This window comes from Pseudomonas sp. 1 R 17, from assembly GCF_900067035.1.
Classification (GTDB): domain Bacteria; phylum Pseudomonadota; class Gammaproteobacteria; order Pseudomonadales; family Pseudomonadaceae; genus Aquipseudomonas; species Aquipseudomonas marginalis.
Window position 1 is genome coordinate 155,349 of the sequence record NZ_FKLB01000038.1, and the last position, 18,975, is coordinate 174,323.

Consider the following 18,975-nt stretch of genomic DNA (forward strand, 5'->3'; position numbering starts at 1 on the left):
AGACATCCCGGTTTCAGCCCTTCCTACCGTAAATTCTCTTCCTCCCAGTCTGCACGGGCAGCCTGTTGTCGCCTGCGAAAAACCTCGTTATAACGGTTAGTGGCACCCCGCCACCCCACCCACGAGAGCACGACCTTGCCCGGGAAGGGCAAGCTGGAGCGTTGACATGAACCATGGAAGTTTTGTCATAGAAAAGCTGTTCAAGCACTACAACGTTCATGTTGAGCAACTGGGAAACGATTCGGAAAAGAACACCATTCTGATGGTCAATGGCGCACTGTCCACCACACGCTCATTCGCCCGTACCAGCAAATGCCTGGCCGAGCATTTCAATGTGTTGTTGTTCGACCTGCCCTTCTCGGGCTATTCCCGCGAACACAACACCGACCTCGACCTGGTGACCAAGGATGACGAGGTGCAAATCCTGCGCGCCCTGGTCGAACGCTTCCAGGTCAACCATCTGGTCTCGGCCTCCTGGGGCGGCATCTCCACGCTGCTGACCCTGGCGCACAACCCGCCGTCGATCGAAAGCTCGGTGGTGATGGCCCTGGCGCCCAACCTCAACCAGGCCATGCTCGACTATGTGGAGCGCGTGCGGGTGCTGATCGAGGCCGATGACAAATCCGCCGTCGGCCACCTGCTGAACGAGACCGTCGGCAAATACCTGTCGCCACGCCTCAAGCGCAACAACCATCGGCACCTGTCAAACATGGCCACCACCGAGTACCGCCAGGCGCGCTTTCATATCCACCAGGTGCTGGCATTGGGTGATGGCAACTACCTGCCGGCGCTGCGGCAGATCGAAACCCCGGTGCACTTTCTCAATGGTGCGCTGGACGAATACACCCCCGCCGCCGAGGCCCGACTGTTCAAACAGTACGTGGGCCACAGCAGCTTTGCGGTGGCCGAACACACTGGGCATTTACTCGACCTGGAGTCCCGCGAGGCCGCTTTGGCGGTGCACCGGGCGTTGTTGGATTTCCTGGTGGGAGAGCACGCGAACTTGTCGGACTTAGACGAACCGCCAGTGGGAAAAGGAGCGACGAATGGCGCATAATCGCCGACACATAGCCGGCTAACAAAAAGGTACCCCATGCCAGATCGTGCCCCTCTCGATGCCAAGACCGCCCGCTGGCTCCCCTGGGTGGTCGCGATTGCCTTCTTCATGCAATCGCTGGATGGGACGATTCTCAACACGGCACTGCCGGCCATGGCCCGGGACCTGGCGGAAAACCCGCTGCGCATGCAAGGGGTGGTGATCGCCTACATGCTCACCGTCGCCTTGCTGATCCCGGCCTCGGGCTGGATCGCCGACCGCTTCGGCACCAAGAAGATTTTCTTCGGTGCGATCATGCTGTTCAGCATCGGCTCCTTGCTGTGCGCCCTGTCCAGCAGCCTGACCATGCTGGTGGGCGCGCGGGTCATCCAGGGCCTCGGCGGTGCGCTGATGCTGCCGGTCGGGCGGCTCGTGGTGCTGCGCGCCTACCCCCGCTCCGAGCTGGTGCGGATCATGGGTTTCATTACTATCCCCGGCCTGCTCGGGCCCTTGCTCGGCCCGACCATGGGCGGCTGGATGGTGCAATACCTGACCTGGCACTGGATCTTCCTGATCAACCTGCCGGTGGGCATGATCGGTTGCTACGCCGTGTGGAAATTCATCCCCGACCTGCGCGGCAGCGAGCGCACGCGCTTCGATGGCCTCGGTTTCCTGCTGTTCGGCGCGGCGATGGTGCTGATCACCATTGCCATGGAAGGTCTGGGCGAGCTGCATCTGCCCCACCTGCGGGTGATGCTGCTGCTGTTCGGCGGGTTGGCGTGCCTGGCGGCGTACTGGCTGCGCGCCGGGCATATCGATAACCCGTTGTTTTCACCGGCGCTGTTCAAGACCCGCACGTTTGCGGTGGGCATCCTCGGCAACCTGTTCGCGCGCCTGGGCAGCGGTGCCTTGCCGTTCCTGGTGCCGTTGCTGCTGCAAGTGGCCCTGGGGTATTCGCCGTCCCAGGCCGGCATGAGCATGCTGCCCCTGGCGGCGGCGGCGATGTTCGCCAAGTCGGTGGCGCGCCCGTTGATCGAGCGCCTGGGTTATCGCGTGGTGCTGACCGGCAACACCCTGGCCCTGGGCATCATGCTGGCGAGCATGGGCCTGGTCAGCGAACAGACGCCCTACCCGCTGCTGCTGGCCATGCTGGCGGTGCTGGGGGCAATCAACTCGCTGCAATTTACCGCGATGAACACCGTCACCCTCATCGACCTTGACGACGCCCAGGCCAGCAGCGGCAACAGCTTGCTGTCAGTGGTGGCGCAATTGTCCCTGAGCCTTGGGGTAGCATGCGCCGGTGCGTTGCTTGGCGGCTTTACTGCCGAGTCCGGCAACGATGGCGTGGAAAGCGTGCTCGGCGCCTTCCAGCTGACCTTCCTCACCGTGGGCATCATGGCAATGCTGGCGGCGGCGATCTTCCTGCAACTGTCGCCCCAAGACGGCAAACGGGCGGCCAGCCCGGAACAGCATATCGAGCATTAACCGGCGTCTCGTCTAGAACTTGCGGGGAAATTCCCACAGGGCTGGTACACTGCGCGACATTTTGTTTTGCAGAGCCAGTCCCGTGACTACCATCGCCACCGCTTTTAATACTTTGCCCCTGTCCGCCGCCATGCTGGCTAACCTCGACTCGCTGGGTTATGTCGAGATGACGCAGATCCAGGCGCAAAGCTTGCCGGTGATCCTCAAGGGGCTGGACCTGATTGCGCAGGCCAAGACCGGCAGCGGCAAGACCGCGGCGTTCGGCATTGGCCTGCTGAACCCGATCAACCCGCGCTACTTCGGCTGCCAGGCCCTGGTGATGTGCCCGACCCGTGAGCTGGCCGACCAGGTCGCCAAGGAAATCCGCCGCCTGGCCCGCGCCGAAGACAACATCAAGGTCCTGACCCTGTGCGGCGGCGTGTCTCTCGGCCCGCAGATCGCCTCCCTGGAGCACGGCGCCCACGTGATCGTCGGCACCCCGGGCCGTATCCAGCAACACCTGCGCAAGGGTTCGCTGGTGCTGGACGGCTTGAACACCCTGATCCTCGACGAAGCCGACCGCATGCTCGACATGGGCTTCTACGACGCCATCGAAGACATCATCAGCAAGACCCCGCCGCGCCGCCAGACCCTGCTGTTCTCGGCCACCTACCCGGTGAGCATCAAGCAACTGGCGTCGAAATTCATGCGCGCGCCGCAGCAAGTGAAAGCCGAAGCGTTCCACTCCGACGACCAGATCGAGCAGCGTTTCTACGAGATCTCCCCGGAAGAACGCATGGACGCCGTGACCAAGGTACTGGCGCATTTCCGTCCGGCCTCCTGCGTGGCGTTCTGCTTCACCAAGCAGCAAGTGCAGGAAACCGTCGATCACCTGACGGCCAAGGGCATTTCCGCCGTCGGCCTGCATGGCGACCTGGAACAGCGCGACCGTGACCAGGTATTGGCGATGTTCGCCAACCGCAGTACTTCGGTCCTGGTGGCCACCGACGTCGCCGCCCGCGGCCTGGACATCGACGCGCTGGACATGGTCATCAACGTCGAACTGGCCCGCGACTCGGAAATCCACATCCACCGCGTGGGCCGTACCGGTCGTGCCGGTGAGACCGGCATCGCCATCAGCCTGGTAGCGCCGTCCGAAGCGCATCGCGCCCAGGCCATCGAGCAACTGCAGAAGTCGCCGCTGAACTGGGACCAACTCGACAACCTCAAGCCGCAAAGCGGTGGTCCGCTGCTGCCGGTGATGAGCACCCTGTGCATCGCCGCTGGGCGCAAAGACAAGGTGCGCCCGGGCGACATCCTCGGCGCATTGACCGGCGAAGCCGGCATCCCGGGTGCCCAGGTCGGCAAGATCGCGATCTTCGACTTCCAGGCCTTCGTGGCCGTGGAACGCGGCATCGCCAAGCAGGCGTTGCAGCGCTTGAACGACGGCAAGATCAAAGGCCGTTCGTTGCGCGTTCGGATCCTGTAACACGGTCTCCGACCTATATGGAGATCCAATGTGGGAGGGCGCTTGCTGTGGTGAGCGGGCTTGCTGTGGTGAGCGGGCTTGCCCCGCGCTGGGCTGCGAAGCAGCCCCATTGAATCGGGGCGCAAGCCCCCTCCCCCAGTTTTGATTGCATTTCAGCCCCCTATTTTTGTGAGGACATTGCTGTGCGCTCGACCGAAGTTGTGATCATTGGCGCCGGCGCCGCAGGCTTGATGTGCGCACTGACCGCCGCCGGGCGTGGGCGCAAGGTGATGTTGCTCGACCATGCGAACAAGGCCGGCAAGAAGATCCTGATGTCAGGCGGCGGCCGCTGCAATTTCACCAATATGTACACCGAGCCGGCCAACTTCCTCTCGCACAACGCGCACTTCTGCAAGTCCGCCCTGGCCCGCTATACCCAGTGGGACTTTATCGGGCTGGTGGCCAAGCACGGTGTGCCGTACCACGAGAAGAAACTCGGCCAGCTGTTCTGCGATAACAAATCCAGTGACATCCTCGGCATGCTGCTGGACGAGTGCATCCAGACCGGCGTGAGCCTGCACCTGGACACCTCGATTGAAGAAATCGCCAAGGTCGACAGCGGCTACCAGTTGCAGACCACCCTGGGTGAACTGCGCTGCGAATCCCTGGTGATCGCCACCGGCGGCCTGTCGATCCCGACCCTGGGCGCCAGCGGTTTTGGCTATCAAGTCGCCAGGCAGTTCGGCCACGAACTGCTGCCGACCCGCGCCGGGCTGGTGCCGTTCACCATCACCGACCAGCTCAAGGACTTGTGTGGCGAGCTGTCCGGGACCTCGGTGGATTGCCTGGTCAGCTGCAACGGCCAGAGCTTTCGCGAGAACCTCCTGTTTACCCATCGCGGCCTCAGCGGCCCGGCGATTCTGCAGATTTCCTCCTACTGGGAGTCCGGCGACACGCTGGAGATCAACCTGCTGCCCGACCACGACGCCCACACCTGGCTGCAACAGCAGCAGGTGGAGCGCCCCAACAGCGAGCTGAAAACCCTGCTGGGTGAAATCTTCACCAAGAAGATGGCCAACCTGCTGGCGGACACCTGGTTCGCGTCCAAGCCGATGAAGCAGTACACCCACGCTGAAGTGGCCGATATCGCGCAAAAACTCTCGAGCTGGCAACTGGTGCCGGCGGGCACCGAGGGCTACCGCACGGCCGAGGTGACCTTGGGCGGGGTGGATACGCGGGAAGTCTCGTCCAAGACCATGGAATCGCTGAAAAGCCCGGGCCTGTACTTTATTGGGGAAGTGCTGGATGTGACCGGGCATCTGGGCGGGTTTAACTTCCAGTGGGCCTGGGCTTCCGGTTACGCTGCCGCGCAGTTTGTTTGACACGACGCAGTAAAAAATGTGGGAGGGGGCTTGCTCCCGATAGCGGTGTATCAGTGATAGATGTTCTGACTGACACACTGCAATCGGGAGCAAGCCCCCTCCCACATTTGATTTACGGTATACCTGGGAATAATTTGCTGCCAGATGTGATCACCACCCTTGCCGTGGCGTCACTGATGGCTCAATTTAGCGGCATCGTCCCGGAAGACTCCAGACTTCATGTCATCGACCTCGTTCAAGCAGTCCATGCGGCGCCTGTGGGCGCTGGATAAATTCAGCTACAGCATCCGGGTGTTTATCGCCCTCACCGGCAGCATGGCGCTGTGCTGGTATCAGGATGAAATGGCCCTGCTGATCCCGCTGTTCCTGGGGATTATCGCCAGCGCCCTGGCCGAGACCGACGACAGCTGGCAAGGCCGCCTCAACGCCCTGGCGGTGACGCTGGTGTGTTTCAGCATCGCCGCGCTGTCGGTGGAGCTGCTGTTCCCCTACCCCTGGATTTTCGCCATCTCCCTGGCCCTGGCCACGTTCTGCCTGACCATGCTCGGCGCCTTGGGCGAACGCTATGGCGCGATTGCTTCGGCCACCTTGATCCTGTCGGTCTACACCATGATCGGCGTGGACCAGCGCGGCGGCGCCGTCAGTGATTTCTGGCACGAGCCGTTGCTGCTGGTGGCCGGCGCCGCCTGGTACGGCGCGTTATCGGTGCTGTGGCAGGCGCTGTTCTCCAACCAGCCGGTGCAGCAGAGCCTGGCGCGGTTGTTCCGCGAGCTGGGGCGTTACCTGAAGCTCAAATCATCGTTGTTCGAACCGATTCGCCAACTGGACGTGGAAGCCCGCCGCCTGGAACTGGCCCAGCAAAACGGCCGGGTGGTGGCGGCGCTGAATGCGGCGAAGGAAATCATCCTGCACCGTGTCGGCAATGGCCGGCCGGGGTCGAAGGTCAGTCGCTACCTCAAGCTGTACTTCCTGGCCCAGGACATCCACGAACGCGCCAGCTCGTCCCACTATCCTTACAACGCCCTGGCCGATGCGTTTTTCCACAGCGATGTACTGTTCCGCTGCCAACGCCTGCTGCGTCAGCAAGGCAAGGCCTGCCAGGCCCTGGCCGAGTCGATCCAGCTGCGCCAGCCGTTCATCTATGACGACAGCTTCGCCGAAGCCCTCAGCGACCTGAATGCCTCCCTGGAACACCTGCGCATCCAGAGCAACCCGGCCTGGCGCGGCCTGCTGCGGTCCTTGCGCGCCCTGGCGGCCAACCTGTCCACGCTCGACCGCCTGCTCGGCGACGCCAGCAACCCCGACGCCCTGGCCGACGCCACCGACAGCAACCTGCTGGACCGCGCCCCACGCAACCTGAAGGAAATGTGGACGCGCCTGCGCACCCAGCTCACGCCGACATCGCTGCTGTTCCGCCATGCACTGCGCCTGTCCCTGGCGCTGACCGTCGGCTACGGCATGCTGCATGCGATCCACGCCTCCCAGGGTTACTGGATCATCCTCACCACGCTGTTTGTTTGCCAACCGAACTATGGTGCCACGCGGCGCAAGCTCGGCCAGCGAATCATCGGCACCGCCATCGGCCTCACCGTGGCGTGGGCGCTGTTCGACCTGTTCCCAAGCCCGCTGGTGCAATCGATGTTCGCCATCGCCGCCGGCCTGGTGTTCTTTATCAACCGCACCACCCGCTACACCCTGGCCACGGCGGCGATCACCCTGATGGTGCTGTTCTGCTTCAACCAGGTGGGCGATGGCTACGGACTGTTCCTGCCACGCCTGTTCGATACCCTGCTTGGCAGCCTGATCGCGGGCCTGGCGGTGTTCCTGTTCCTCCCGGACTGGCAAGGCCGGCGCCTGAACAAAGTGCTGGCCAACACCCTGACCTGCAACAGCATCTACCTGCGCCAGATCATGCAGCAATACGCCGCTGGCAAGAGCGACGACCTGGCCTACCGCCTGGCCCGGCGCAATGCCCACAACGCCGATGCGGCGCTGTCCACCACCCTGGCCAATATGCTGATGGAGCCTGGGCATTTCCGTAAGGAAGCGGATGTGGGCTTCCGCTTCCTGGTGCTGTCGCACACCTTGCTCAGCTACCTGTCGGGGCTCGGGGCACACCGCGAAACCCAACTGCCGGCCGAGGTGCGCGCGCACTTGATCGATGGCGCCGGCAATAGCCTGGCGGCGAGCATTGACGAAATCGCCACCGGGCTGGCTAACAAGCAGCCGATTGCGATTCAGAGCGATGCCGAGGAGGCCTTGGCGGCGGACCTGGAGCAGATGCCGGATGAGATTGATGAAGGGCAGCGGTTGGTGCAGACGCAGTTGGCGTTGATATGCCGGCAATTGGGGCCGTTGCGCACCTTGGCGGCGCATTTGATCAAGGACACCAGCGCGGCTTAGGTCGCTATCGGGGGCCCGCACAGGCACTACATGCCATGGGCCTTCATCAACCGCTCATAACTGCCATCCGCCTTCATCCTGGCAATCTCGCGGTCAAAGCTCGCCACAATCTGCGCATGCTCGGGGTTCTTCAGGCTGACCAGAATATGCAGGCTGTTTTCGCTCAGCGGCGTGGGCAGAAACTCCACCGCATTGCGCACCCGCGCCGACTCGCGCGACAGGTAATAGCGCGCCACATACTCATCCTCCACGGTCAACCGCACCCGCTGCGCCGCCAGCATGCGCACCGCCATGGCGAAGTTATGCACCGGCACTTTCTGCAACTGCCCATCCCCATCGAACGCCGCTGAATAGGCATAACCGCGCACCACGGCAATGGGATAGTCGTGCAACTGCTCCAGGTTCTGAAACTCGATGGGATCGTCACGGCGCTTGATGAAACGCACGCGATTGAGCAGATATTCGCCGGAAAACTGCCCCAATTGTGTACGGGCCTCGTCGTACCAGGCGTTGACCAGCACGTCATAGCGCCCATCGCCCACCCCCATCAGCGCCCGCGCCCAGGGCACCTGTTGGAAGTCGCTGGCATAGCCCGCACGGGCCAAGGCCGTGGTGACTATATCGGTGGCCAGGCCACCGTTGATCAAGGTGGCATCGGTAAACGGTGGCCAGGCATCCGCGACCAGGCGCAGACGCTGTGCGAACACAGGTGTCGCCAGCAACAACACTCCAATCAAAGCAACGGCACGAGACAATCGCGGCATGCTCAAAATCCTTGGCGGCGGGCGGTGGCCTTGGCTCAGGCAGGGCCTGAGGTTCTAACATTAGCTCAGATTACACAAAGAAACGGATGTCGAGAGCACTCAATGATGGCAAATTGATTTCATTCACAAAAATACTCGATTTAGACAGAGTCGTCCGTCGCGCTTACTATCCAGAACAGACATTCAAGTGAGAACACACCATGACAGTCGATTGGGTCTGTAAACATCACACCGACCTGGGCAAGGAGCAGCTGTACGCCATTTTGCGTTTGCGCGGCGAGGTCTTCGTTGTCGAGCAGAAGTGCGTCTACCAGGATATCGACGGGCAAGACCTGGCGGGCGATACCCACCACCTGATGGCGTGGAAAGACGACGAGCTGGTGGCCTACCTGCGCCTGCTGGACCCGGAGTCCCAGGGCGGCGACGTGGTGATCGGCCGTGTAATCGTGGCGCCGGTTGCACGGGGCACCGGGCTGGGGCACCAGATGATGGAAGAAACCCTCAGGCAGATTGACGAGATCTGGCCTGAGATGCCGATCTTCCTGTCAGCCCAGGCCCATCTGCAGGGGTATTACGGGCGGTATGGGTTTGTGGTGGCGGGTGAGGAATACCTGGAGGATGACATTCCGCATATCGGGATGCGGCGCGCTTGAGGCCGCCCAGCCACCGCTGAACTCAGGGGTAACCCAGAACCCGCTTGATCTGGCTGAGATTCACCTCGATCCACCCCCGATCAATCGCGCCCCAATCGCGAATCCGATAATGCCCGGCATGGTTGCGGGCCCCATCCTCCTGCTCGAACTCACACACAATATCCAGGTCCGCCAGCGCCGCAATCGTGTCCTGCGCGGTGCGCCGGGGCATGCCGGTGACATCGGTCAGCGCCGGGACGCTGCTGGCCAGCCCACTGTCGATCAGGTACGCCACGTACAGCCGGCGGTAGAAGCTGCTTTTGGTCTTGCTCACATCCATGGTTGGTCGCCTTGTGCGGTCAGGGCTTGCCCTGCAGGTCGCGATACGTGAGGTATACCCGCAGGTCGAATTCCACCTGGTGGTAGCCGGGCATCATGTAGTCGCAGAGTTTGTAGAACGCTTTGTTGTGGTCCGATTCCTTGAAGTGCGCCAGCTCATGAACCACGATCATGCGCAGGAATTGCGGCGCGGCCTCTTTGAACAGCGAGGCAATGCGGATCTCTTTCTTGGCTTTGAGATTACCGCCCTGCACCCGCGAAATCGTGGTGTGCAGGCCCAGGGCGCGGTGGGTCAGGTCCAGGCGGTTATCGAACAGCACTTTGTCGATGGCCGGCGCGTTGCGCAGGTGTTCCTGCTTCAAGGCCTGGGCATAGGCGTACAGGGCTTTGTCGCTCTGCACCCCATGGCGATCGGGGTAACGCTGCTCCAGGTAGGCGCCCAACTGGTCCTTGGCGATCAGTTGGCGCACTTGCTCCTGGAGGGCAGCGGGGTAGGCCTGGAGGTATTTCAGCGCGGTCATTGGGGTCTGCAACAGGATTCGGATGGGCGCCAGTGTAGCGAATTCAGCGCACGCGGGCGCGTGACCAGTCGACCACTTCTTCAGCCATCAGGGGCTGCGCCGCCCACGGCCCCTGGATAAACGGGCAACCCTGGGCCTTGAGCCACTGGGCCTGCTCCTGGGTTTCCACGCCCTCGGCCACCACGACCACCTCAAAATGCCTGCACAGCTCGATAATGCTGCGCGCCATCGCCGCGTCCCGCACCGAGCCCGGCAGCCGCGCAACCAATTGCGGATCAAGCTTGAGTGTATCGAAGGCCAGGTCGCGCAAATGCGCCAGGGAACACTGTCCCGAACCGAAGTCATCCAGGGCGATACGCACCCCGATACGGCGCAGCAACTTGAGCTGCTTGGCGGCCTCTTCCAGGTTACTCATCAGGCAGTCCTCGCTGATTTCCACCTCCAACTGGTACCCCTCCAGCCCATAGCGCTCGAGCATCTGCTGCAGTTGGTTCACCAGGTTCGGCATATTGAACTGGCTGCTGCTCAGGCTCACGCTCAACACCAATTCATCGTCGAACGCGGCTTGCCACGCCTGGCGCTGGGCGGCGATCTGCTGATAGATCCACGTGCTCAGTTGACTGATCAGCCGCGCCTCTTCCAGCAACGGTAAAAACAGCCCCGGCGGCACATCGCCGACGCTGGGGTGCCGCCAGCGCAACAACACCTCAACGCCGCGCAAACGCCCATCCACCAGCGAAACCTGGGGCTGATAGACCAGGGTGAAATCCTTGTTTTGAATCGCCGTACGCACGCTGTCTTCCAGCATCAGCCGCGAGCGGGCGCGACCGTTCATTTCCTGGTCGTAATAGCGATATTGCTGGCGGCCGGCGCGCTTGGCTTCGTACATGGCGATGTCGGCCGCGCGCAGCAAACCACTCAAATCCGCGCCGCAATCCGGGAAGGTGGCAATGCCGATGCTGACGCCGAGCATGACATCCAAACCGTCGACCTGCTGGCACACCGACACTCGCTCGATCAGCTTTTCCGAGATCTTTGCCGCCTGCTCCGGGAACTCCAGCTCCAGCAGCGCCGTGAATTCATCGCCGCCCATGCGGCCAATAATGTCGTAGGAGCGCAGACAGCCCTGCAATTGCTCCGAGACCCAGCGCAATACACGGTCGCCGGCATCATGACCCAGGGAGTCGTTGACCCGCTTGAAACCGTCGAGGTCCAGGTACAGCAACACCAGGGACTGCTCTGTCCGCTCACTGCGGGATAAGGTGTTTTCCACCGCCTGGTAGAAACCACGCCGGTTCAACAGCCCGGTCAGCGGATCCGTCACGGCCTGGAATTCCAGCTGCTGGTGCAGGTGGCGCACTTCGGACATATCCAGCACCGTCACCACCATGGCCTTCTGCTCTGCGGGCAGCGGCGCGCAGGACAACGCCACCGGCACTTGCTGGCCCCGGCTGGTGCGCAGGAGCGCATCGTGCAGGCGCCAGGTTTCACCGCGGCGGTAGTCGGCGTACATTTGCGAATCCGGCCAAGTGGGCACATGGGGCTTTTGCAGGAAACTCAGGAAGTCCTGGCCTTGCAGTTCCTGGATCGTGGCATTGAGCAGGCGCGAAATCGCCGGGTTGGCGTATTCGATCACGCCCTCTTCACTCACCACCAGGATGCCCTCGGCGGCGTTATCCAATACCGAGGCATTGAACGCCCGGGCGGACTCCAGGTCATGGCTCAGGCGCTGCAAGGCCCGGCGGTTGCGCTGATGCTCCAGCAACGCCTGGACCTTGGGCTTGAGGATGTGCGGGTCGAAGGGCTTGAACAGGTAGTCGATGGCGCCGCTGGCGTAGCCTTCCAGCACGGCGGCGGGGGATTGGGCGTTGGCACTCAGAAAAATGATCGGGGTCATGCGCGTGCGCTGGCTGCCGCGCATCAAGCGAGCGACTTCGAAACCGTCCATGCCGGGCATCATCACATCCAGCAGCACCAGGTCGACCTCATGCTGCAGCAGCAACTCGAGGGCTTCCACCCCGGACGCGGCGGTGATCACCACCCAATCATCACGCTGCAGAAGCGCACGCATGCTGATCAGATTTTCCGGGTAGTCATCGACCACCAGAAGAACCGAACTGCCATCGCCATGAGGTGGAGCGCATTCCATGCTAGGTCTCTTCCTTGGGTCTACTCCGGTCACTTCTGAGAGAAAACCCGGACAAACATTGAGGCCTCACTCTAGCCCCGGATCCTGAAAATCAGAAGTGACGTGGACGCCATCATTGCGCCAAAGTTCAGTCAGCCGACTAACGGTCAACCTCTACAGCCCACGGTTCATGGGAAACATGGCTTTTTGGCATTCCCTTGGCGCCAATAAATTGCCAGCAAACGTTTAACAACTGGCCGGCCACCGCCTATAAAGAACCTGTCAGGCCCCCGGGCCAAAGCCTTCACCCCCTGTAAAAGGCCAATGCCATGATCGACCTCTCCACTTGGAACCTGAGCATTCCGGTCGGCTCGCCCCCCGCGACGATCGACACGCCCAGGCTGCTCAGCGGCTTCAACGACCAATACTTCCAGGCCGAAGGCAGCAACGTGCAATTCTGGACCCCCGTCACCGGCACCCGCACCGAAAACGCCGTGTACCCGCGCAGCGAACTGCGCGAAACCTACGCCGACGGCCGCCTGCGCAATTGGACCTACCCCGAAGCCGACAACTTCCTGCGGGCCACATTGGCGGTGAACCAGGTGCCCTCCAGCGGCAAGATCGTCATCGGCCAGATCCACGCCTATGACAGCCAGAAACCGCTGATCAAGCTCGAATACCAGTTCAAGGAAAAGACCCAGACCGGCAACATCGTCGCCAAGGTGCGCATGCGCCCGGACGAAGATGAAAGCCGCGTGATCATCGTCGCGTCCAATGTGCCGCTGGAGAAAAGCTTCACCTACGTGATCAACCTCAACAAGGCCGGCCTGCTCAGCGTGTACGCCGCCGACAGTGAGTGGAACGAGCGTATCGGTGCCGCGTGGGCCGCCAAGCCGCTGTACTTCAAGGCAGGCGCTTATGTGCAGGACAACAGCGGGGACAGCAAGGAAGGCGCCAAGGTGACGTTTGCCAAGTTGGATATTGATCACGAGTGAAGTGTCCGGTGACGCCAAGGACGATTCCTCGGTGAAGCGACCGTATTAAACACGCCACCATCCCTGTGGGAACGGGGTTTGCTCGCGATAGCGGCATAGGCACTTAAAGTGCTGACACATAACTCTGTGGTGAGCGGGCTTGCCCCGCGTTGGGCTGCGAAGCAGCCCCAAAACCTTCACCTTGAGTGATTCTGGCACTCTGCGGTGACCTTATTGGGGCTGCTGCGCAGCCCAGCGCGGGACAAGCCCGCTCACCACAAGAGCCTCGTGGGCTCGGGTAATATTTTCACCAAAGATGTGCAGATATGCATGGCTATCGCGGGCAAGCCCGGCTCCCGCAGTTGATCTGCTTTGCCTGAAGACTCTGTGCTCGTCCTACACGACCATTGCGACAAGCAAAATCGCCGCTTATAGTTCGCCCCGTCGCCGGCATTGACTGGCGATAGGGTTTCGCAGCCCTACAGAGTTAAAACCGCACCCGTCAAAACAGCCCCGGCATTCCTGCCGAAGGCCGTCTTTGTTATGGCGGCTGTGCGTGGGAGACCTTCGGGTCTGCCGGGTCTTAACTCCTCGGTCTGCGAACCCGCGCACAGTTGCCACCTTATTTGTTTCGCAGCAAACGGTGGCCATTCTTCTATTGAGTTAAGGATTTTCCATGAAGAGCCAAGTACCACCCCGCCGCTTCTACCCCTGCACCGAAACCGCCACCGACAATCCCGTGCTCCTGATCGACAGCGACGCCCCACTGCTCGACCTCCACGCCTGCCTGCGAGAACGCCTCAACGCCGCCCTCGAACACCTCAACCTGCTGGCCTGCTCCAGCCTGCCGGACTTTGCAGAGCGCGACTTGAATAACGTGGCCAATACCGCACGCATCCTGGTGCAGGACGTGAGCGATGTGTTTCGGGTGATTGAGCACCGGGGTTTCGATAGACCAGCCCCTGGCTGATCAAGGCTTCACTTCAAACAACCTGAATGTCACCTATAGCGGACTTTTTGGGGAGCCCGCCGCGAAATGTCCGCTTTAACGGACATTTCAATAAATACAACAAATAAAATTCCACCAACAAAAAAGTCCGCATCGCTGCGGGCTTCTTTTCAAACGCTTTCGGCTCAGTTCACCTTAGCGTTCAACTCACCTTTCAAATACCGCTGATACATCGCTTCCAACGAGACAGGTTTGATCTTCGAAGCATTACCCGCAGTACCACACGCTTTATAACGCGTAATACACAGCACGCATGGCGTTCAAGGCCGATAGGGTAAACCCCAGATACAGGTCACTATCAACGTAGGCATTCCATACGCCGCACTTGGTGCCCCCGACTGAACGCTCTAAATTGAGCACCCGCGAATAAACACATGTGAACCACAACGACAACCGAATCTTCGGCATATGTGCAACTGGATGTTACCGCCTTGTGTATTAATCAGTATTTTTAGATATCCGCGATGGAGCGAGATGTAGGAAATAGCAATCAGAACTATCCGACAACCCCCTACAAAAACACACAAAGACTCAACTGAAAAACAATACAATTCAAAAAACACAAATTGACATCCATAACAAGCCCTCATACGGTTTAAGTGCATCGCAAATCTGCGAAGGCACCAACACAGAGGAACTATATATGAAACGTGCAATTATAGAACCGACGCTCAACAATCAGTCAAACGACGCGTACCAGACCCCTCACTTCTCAATTAAGACGGTGACTGTACCTCACTACAAATTTATTCCCAACGATGGGGGTAGCGTTATCGAAGCTTCTAATAGCAGAAAGCTAGCGATTAAATAATGATGTACCGCCTGGGCTTCGGCCCAGGCAGCCACTAAAAATGAACCTCACTCATGGGTGGTCAGGCGGCTATGTGTACTGCGAAAAAAAAATGGCTCTCGAACGACATATTTTTAGTGCTTAAAGATGGCGCAGCTTATTTGTGGGACTACAGAAATCACGTCCAATACCAAATAAGCACAAGAGAATTTGAGCGGTTAGTGAGTTTTTCCGCAGGCGATTTCGTATCGGATACAGCCGATGACATATCCATAGACACCTCCGGAGTACTGTATGAAGTGAAACCAGCCGATGAATGGGGCTGGGACGTGCTATCAAAAATATTCCATATTGGGACATCTCACCCGAATTCGCCAACCCCAGACAAGCCTGAAATGTACATTGAATATGCCAAAAGCTACTTAAACTTTTGCAAGTCAATTCATAAAAACGAACCAAATATTTCTTTAATAAAAGGAGGAGAAAAGACCTTACTACCACCTCCAAACCTTTCGGCTATTAAAGAAGCGAGTCTTTGGGAGACGCTTTTGGCGCGTCATACCTGCCGAGATTTTTTTGACACTTCAGTATCAATATTATCACTGGCAACCATACTGTATGGAACTTTAGCGGATAAGAAAGAGACCGATTACGACGCGCCGATTGGCGCTCAAAAATTCGGTTTCAGAAGAACATCACCTTCGGCCGGAGGCTTACAAGCGACGGAGGGTTATGTATGGGTGCGAAATGTCGAGGATCTTGCCCCCGGCATTTATCATTATATAAGTGAACAGCATACTCTGGAGAAGGTACGCGACCTTCCGCCTGAAGTAATATCTACTTATTTATGCGGCCAGCACTGGGCAAACAACTTAGCATTCGCAATTTTTTTTACTTCTCGCTTTGACAAGCTCTGGTGGAAATACCCCCACTCCCGCGCCTATCGCCCAATGCTGCTGGACGTTGGACATTTATCACAAACAGCAAATTTATTAATTACGGCGCTTGGCTTACATCCTTGGCTGACCGGTTACTTTCATGACAAAGAAATAAATGAACTCTTAGAGGTCAACCTTCCTTCAGAGCAAGTCATTTTTTTGGTGGGTGCGGGGAATGGAACGGGTAGTTCGTACACCACAGAAGTTAGAAAACTACTCGACGGAATCTAATGAGGGGACTGAGCATGGTCAATGTAGAAAATAATGACATTGTAATACTTGGCCTTAAAGATGGACATGACGGGGCGGTAGCCCTAATTGTTGGGAACCACTTGGAGTTTTCTGTAGAAGCAGAAAAAGATAACGGCCTTCGTTTTTCAAGCGTGACACCTGACGCACTACTGAAAGTTTCTCACATGATTAACAAACCCGTGGATATAGTAGCTCAGAGCGGTTGGAGTAGAGGACTGAACTCAGAAAGTGACATCATTGGTGCAGGCTATTCAGGACTAAAGAAGATTATTCATCAAGAACGTTCAATATTTGGTCATAATGTTACTTATTTTTCATCCTCACATGAACGCTCACACCTTTTATGCGGATACGGGCTTTCACCCTTTCCACAAGGACAGCCTTGCTATGCATTGCTCTGGGAGGGCTATTTCGGTGCATTCTATCGAATTGATGAAAACGTAAACATTACCAAATTAGGTAGTGCACTTGAAAACCCTGGGGACAGATTTGCTTTTTTATATGCGCTCGCAGATCCTACTTTTAATCTTGGAGCGGGACAAATTCGTTTAAGTGATGCAGGCAAACTCATGGCACTTGCTGCTTATGGAGAAAATGGCGATCTTGACGAAGACGCCAGACACATAATAACCACCCTAGTAGACAAGAACATAGACTTTAGAAAGCTTCACAAGCACCATTTCCGTAACAGTGCATATTATAATATTGGACTCAACAACCCTCGATTTGCATCACTTGCATATCATCTTTCAAACGCAATCTTCAATCTTTTTCGTGATTTTGCACAGCAGTTGGTCTTTGATGACGCACCTTTATTAATTGTTGGCGGATGCGGATTAAATTGTGACTGGAACTCAAAATGGAAAGAGACACAACTATTCTCTGATGTATTTATTCCTCCGTGCACAAACGACAGCGGGTCTGCAATTGGAACTGCGATTGATGCATTACTGCATACCAAAGGACTTGCCAAAGTAACTTGGTCACCCTATGCAGGGGAGCTATCACATTCTGACACAGATAACACAGGCACCTTCATTAGTGAACCCTATGATACGAGACGTGTAGCGCGATTACTTCATGAAGGCTGCATATTAGGTTGGGTGCAGGGCAGATATGAAATGGGTCCTAGAGCACTGGGAAATCGCTCAATATTAGCGGCGCCCTATCCTAGAGAAAATCTCATTAGATTGAACAAAATCAAGAAGCGCGAAGGATTTCGCCCTATAGCACCGATATGTTTAGAAGAATGTATGGCTGAATACTTCTGCCCGTCTAACCCCTCCCCCTACATGCTGGAGTTTCGCAAAGTTATTTCAGCTAGCATTCCGGCGGTGACGCACGTTGATAACTCAGCGCGCCCTCAATCAGTCAATAAATCGCAAAATTTTCGTATACATCAACTGCTAGTCGCCTATCGTGCTATATCAGGAGTCGGCGTACTTTGTAACACCTCCTTAAATTTTAACGGACGCGGCTTTATAAATAGACTTAGCGACTTGTATCGATTCGCCAGTGAACATGAGCTCGACGGGTTCGTATTTGAAGACACACTTTTCCTACATTCAGATCGACCTGATGAAAACGTCAAGTAAGCTTATTTTCGTGCAAGCGCTATCCAGTTTCTCACTATGGCTTGATATTTTTTTAATCTTCACGGTTCCTGTTTATCTATGGCATGCCTCTCCTTCATCAATAGCGTTCTTGGCCTTTTGCCTGGGTGCCCCTATGTTGTTTCTAGGTCCTATCGTAGGAACGCTGATAGATCGATATGACGTAAGGAAAACACTAGTATCCGGCGTCTTACTCCGCACACTGTCTACCGTAGGGCTAGCAGTGTCTCCAGATCTTCAGAGCTTTTTGCTTTTCGTCATTTTCAAAGGCGTGTCAAATTTATTTTACTTTCCTTCGATAACCATTATAGTTCGGCAACTGATACATGCCGAGGAGCGCAAATCTTTTTTCAGCCACGTAAGTGTATTTGATCAATCTTCCAAAATTTTTGCGCCGTTACTTGCAGGCGTATTAACGGCAGTATTATCACCTAAGAATTTATTCTTTTTTTCGGCAGTCGCCGTTTTATTAACCTTCCCACTCCTAAGGTCTATTTGCCTGGCATTCCGAACGCAAATGAATGGCACCGCTACCAACGCCCTGCCACTTTATCGCGACATTACAAGAGGACTCTCTATATTCAATGCCTTGCCCTTTCAACTACGCATAGGCTTTTTGTACTCCCTGCTTACATCGCTGGCTTTAGGAATTTACGACCCACATTTGGCGTCCTTTCTAGCCTATGAAGGTTTACCTCCAGTTAATTTTTCAATAATCGTCTCAGCAACAGCCGGAGGTGCAATATGTGCCGCATTGCTGATGAAATTCAAATTGAGCAATTTCGATGAGATTCTTCTTCGGTCCAGCGCATTAGTTGTTTTCTCTACCGCATTAATCCTGACCGCAGTTTTAGTATTTTTCCAATTACCTGGAAGAGCCTATCTCTATCCATTGGTTTGGTTTTTGAATGGCTTCGGTTATGAAACGCTAATAATATCTTCAAATATAATCCTTCAGCAATTATGCCCTACTGACAATATCGGAAGAGTATCCATGTCTTTCAGAAGCATCCAAATACTATGCGTTATAACGGGACCTTCTTTAGGAACAATGCTAATAATCGCAGGTGGTCGCCCAGCACCTTTTGTTGTGGCTGCGGGCATGGCATTTTTAACTGCATCGCTGTCCATTGCGGTCTATTTATATTTGTACAGAAAACAATCGAACGCACCTGTCAGCTAGTGCAGAATCAAACGATCATCCCGCGAATCTCCTGTCTCTCAAACTTACCTAATCAAAAACAAAAAAAGCCCGCATCGCT

At 57.2% G+C, this 18,975-nt stretch carries 15 protein-coding genes and 1 pseudogene; 11 read left to right on the forward strand and 5 right to left on the reverse strand.

Annotated features, from left to right (window positions below; all coding sequences use genetic code 11):
* Positions 1–166: 166 nt before the first annotated feature.
* The 5 genes from BFP99_RS14240 to yccS all read left to right on the forward strand — a co-directional run bounded on the left by BFP99_RS14240 (position 167) and on the right by yccS (position 7,753).
* Entirely contained in the window at positions 167–1,057 is an 891-nt protein-coding gene (locus tag BFP99_RS14240; RefSeq protein WP_065925477.1) for an alpha/beta fold hydrolase, read from the forward strand.
* Between the two features lie 36 nt (positions 1,058–1,093).
* A complete protein-coding gene (gene mdtD / locus BFP99_RS14245; protein ID WP_065947503.1) occupies positions 1,094–2,521 on the forward strand; it encodes a multidrug transporter subunit MdtD in 1,428 nt (475 codons plus the stop codon).
* 130 nt (positions 2,522–2,651) lie between these two features.
* On the forward strand, positions 2,652–3,989 hold the full coding sequence (gene dbpA, locus BFP99_RS14250) for an ATP-dependent RNA helicase DbpA (protein ID WP_235865629.1): 1,338 nt from the start codon (positions 2,652–2,654) through the stop codon (positions 3,987–3,989).
* A 182-nt stretch (positions 3,990–4,171) separates the two neighbouring features.
* Positions 4,172–5,350, forward strand: a complete 1,179-nt coding sequence (locus tag BFP99_RS14255; RefSeq protein WP_065938167.1) for an NAD(P)/FAD-dependent oxidoreductase — start codon at positions 4,172–4,174, stop codon at positions 5,348–5,350.
* A 219-nt stretch (positions 5,351–5,569) separates the two neighbouring features.
* A complete protein-coding gene (yccS, locus tag BFP99_RS14260; RefSeq protein ID WP_065947504.1) occupies positions 5,570–7,753 on the forward strand; it encodes a YccS family putative transporter in 2,184 nt (727 codons plus the stop codon).
* Between the two features lie 26 nt (positions 7,754–7,779).
* Here yccS and BFP99_RS14265 read toward each other — a convergent pair whose 3' ends face one another.
* On the reverse strand, positions 7,780–8,517 hold the full coding sequence (locus tag BFP99_RS14265) for a substrate-binding periplasmic protein (protein ID WP_065947505.1): 738 nt from the start codon (positions 8,515–8,517) through the stop codon (positions 7,780–7,782).
* Positions 8,518–8,717: 200 nt separating this feature from the next.
* On the opposite strand from BFP99_RS14265, the gene BFP99_RS14270 reads away from it, so the two are divergent.
* Complete coding sequence (locus BFP99_RS14270) at positions 8,718–9,170, forward strand: GNAT family N-acetyltransferase (protein ID WP_065925482.1); 453 nt, start codon at positions 8,718–8,720, stop codon at positions 9,168–9,170.
* Between the two features lie 22 nt (positions 9,171–9,192).
* Here the strand turns inward: BFP99_RS14270 and BFP99_RS14275 are convergent, their stop codons facing one another.
* The 3 genes from BFP99_RS14275 to BFP99_RS14285 are packed head-to-tail and all read right to left on the reverse strand — an operon-like array spanning position 9,193 to position 12,158.
* Positions 9,193–9,489 carry a winged helix-turn-helix domain-containing protein gene (locus BFP99_RS14275; protein ID WP_065925483.1) on the reverse strand — a complete coding sequence of 99 codons (297 nt, stop codon included), beginning with the start codon at positions 9,487–9,489 and terminating at the stop codon, positions 9,193–9,195.
* A 19-nt stretch (positions 9,490–9,508) separates the two neighbouring features.
* Positions 9,509–10,009 (reverse strand): M48 metallopeptidase family protein, encoded by a 501-nt coding sequence (locus BFP99_RS14280; protein ID WP_065925484.1) that lies wholly within the window; start codon positions 10,007–10,009, stop codon positions 9,509–9,511.
* A 43-nt stretch (positions 10,010–10,052) separates the two neighbouring features.
* Entirely contained in the window at positions 10,053–12,158 is a 2,106-nt protein-coding gene (locus tag BFP99_RS14285) for a putative bifunctional diguanylate cyclase/phosphodiesterase (RefSeq protein ID WP_065925485.1), read from the reverse strand.
* Between the two features lie 308 nt (positions 12,159–12,466).
* On the opposite strand from BFP99_RS14285, the gene BFP99_RS14290 reads away from it, so the two are divergent.
* Positions 12,467–13,132: a polysaccharide lyase family 7 protein gene (locus BFP99_RS14290; protein ID WP_065925486.1), complete on the forward strand. Its 666-nt coding sequence runs from the start codon at positions 12,467–12,469 to the stop codon at positions 13,130–13,132.
* 655 nt (positions 13,133–13,787) lie between these two features.
* On the forward strand, positions 13,788–14,081 hold the full coding sequence (locus tag BFP99_RS14295; protein WP_065947506.1) for a fructose-bisphosphate aldolase: 294 nt from the start codon (positions 13,788–13,790) through the stop codon (positions 14,079–14,081).
* 164 nt (positions 14,082–14,245) lie between these two features.
* Here the strand turns inward: BFP99_RS14295 and BFP99_RS31985 are convergent.
* A pseudogene (locus BFP99_RS31985) lies at positions 14,246–14,381 on the reverse strand (fructose-1,6-bisphosphate aldolase); the annotation flags it as partial.
* A gap of 603 nt (positions 14,382–14,984) precedes the next feature.
* Between BFP99_RS31985 and BFP99_RS31990 the strand changes: the two are divergent.
* Genes BFP99_RS31990 through BFP99_RS32000 form a run of 3 tightly spaced genes read left to right on the forward strand, consistent with a single transcriptional unit; the run spans position 14,985 to position 18,896 of the window.
* Entirely contained in the window at positions 14,985–16,079 is a 1,095-nt protein-coding gene (locus tag BFP99_RS31990) for a SagB family peptide dehydrogenase (RefSeq protein ID WP_083221179.1), read from the forward strand.
* A 14-nt stretch (positions 16,080–16,093) separates the two neighbouring features.
* The gene (locus BFP99_RS31995; protein WP_218064738.1) at positions 16,094–17,695 is read left to right on the forward strand and encodes a carbamoyltransferase C-terminal domain-containing protein; all 1,602 of its coding nucleotides are present in this window, start codon (positions 16,094–16,096) and stop codon (positions 17,693–17,695) included.
* Entirely contained in the window at positions 17,679–18,896 is a 1,218-nt protein-coding gene (locus BFP99_RS32000) for an MFS transporter (RefSeq protein ID WP_256098135.1), read from the forward strand. The genes BFP99_RS31995 and BFP99_RS32000 overlap by 17 nt, the downstream gene beginning before the upstream one ends.
* Positions 18,897–18,975 lie beyond the last annotated feature (79 nt).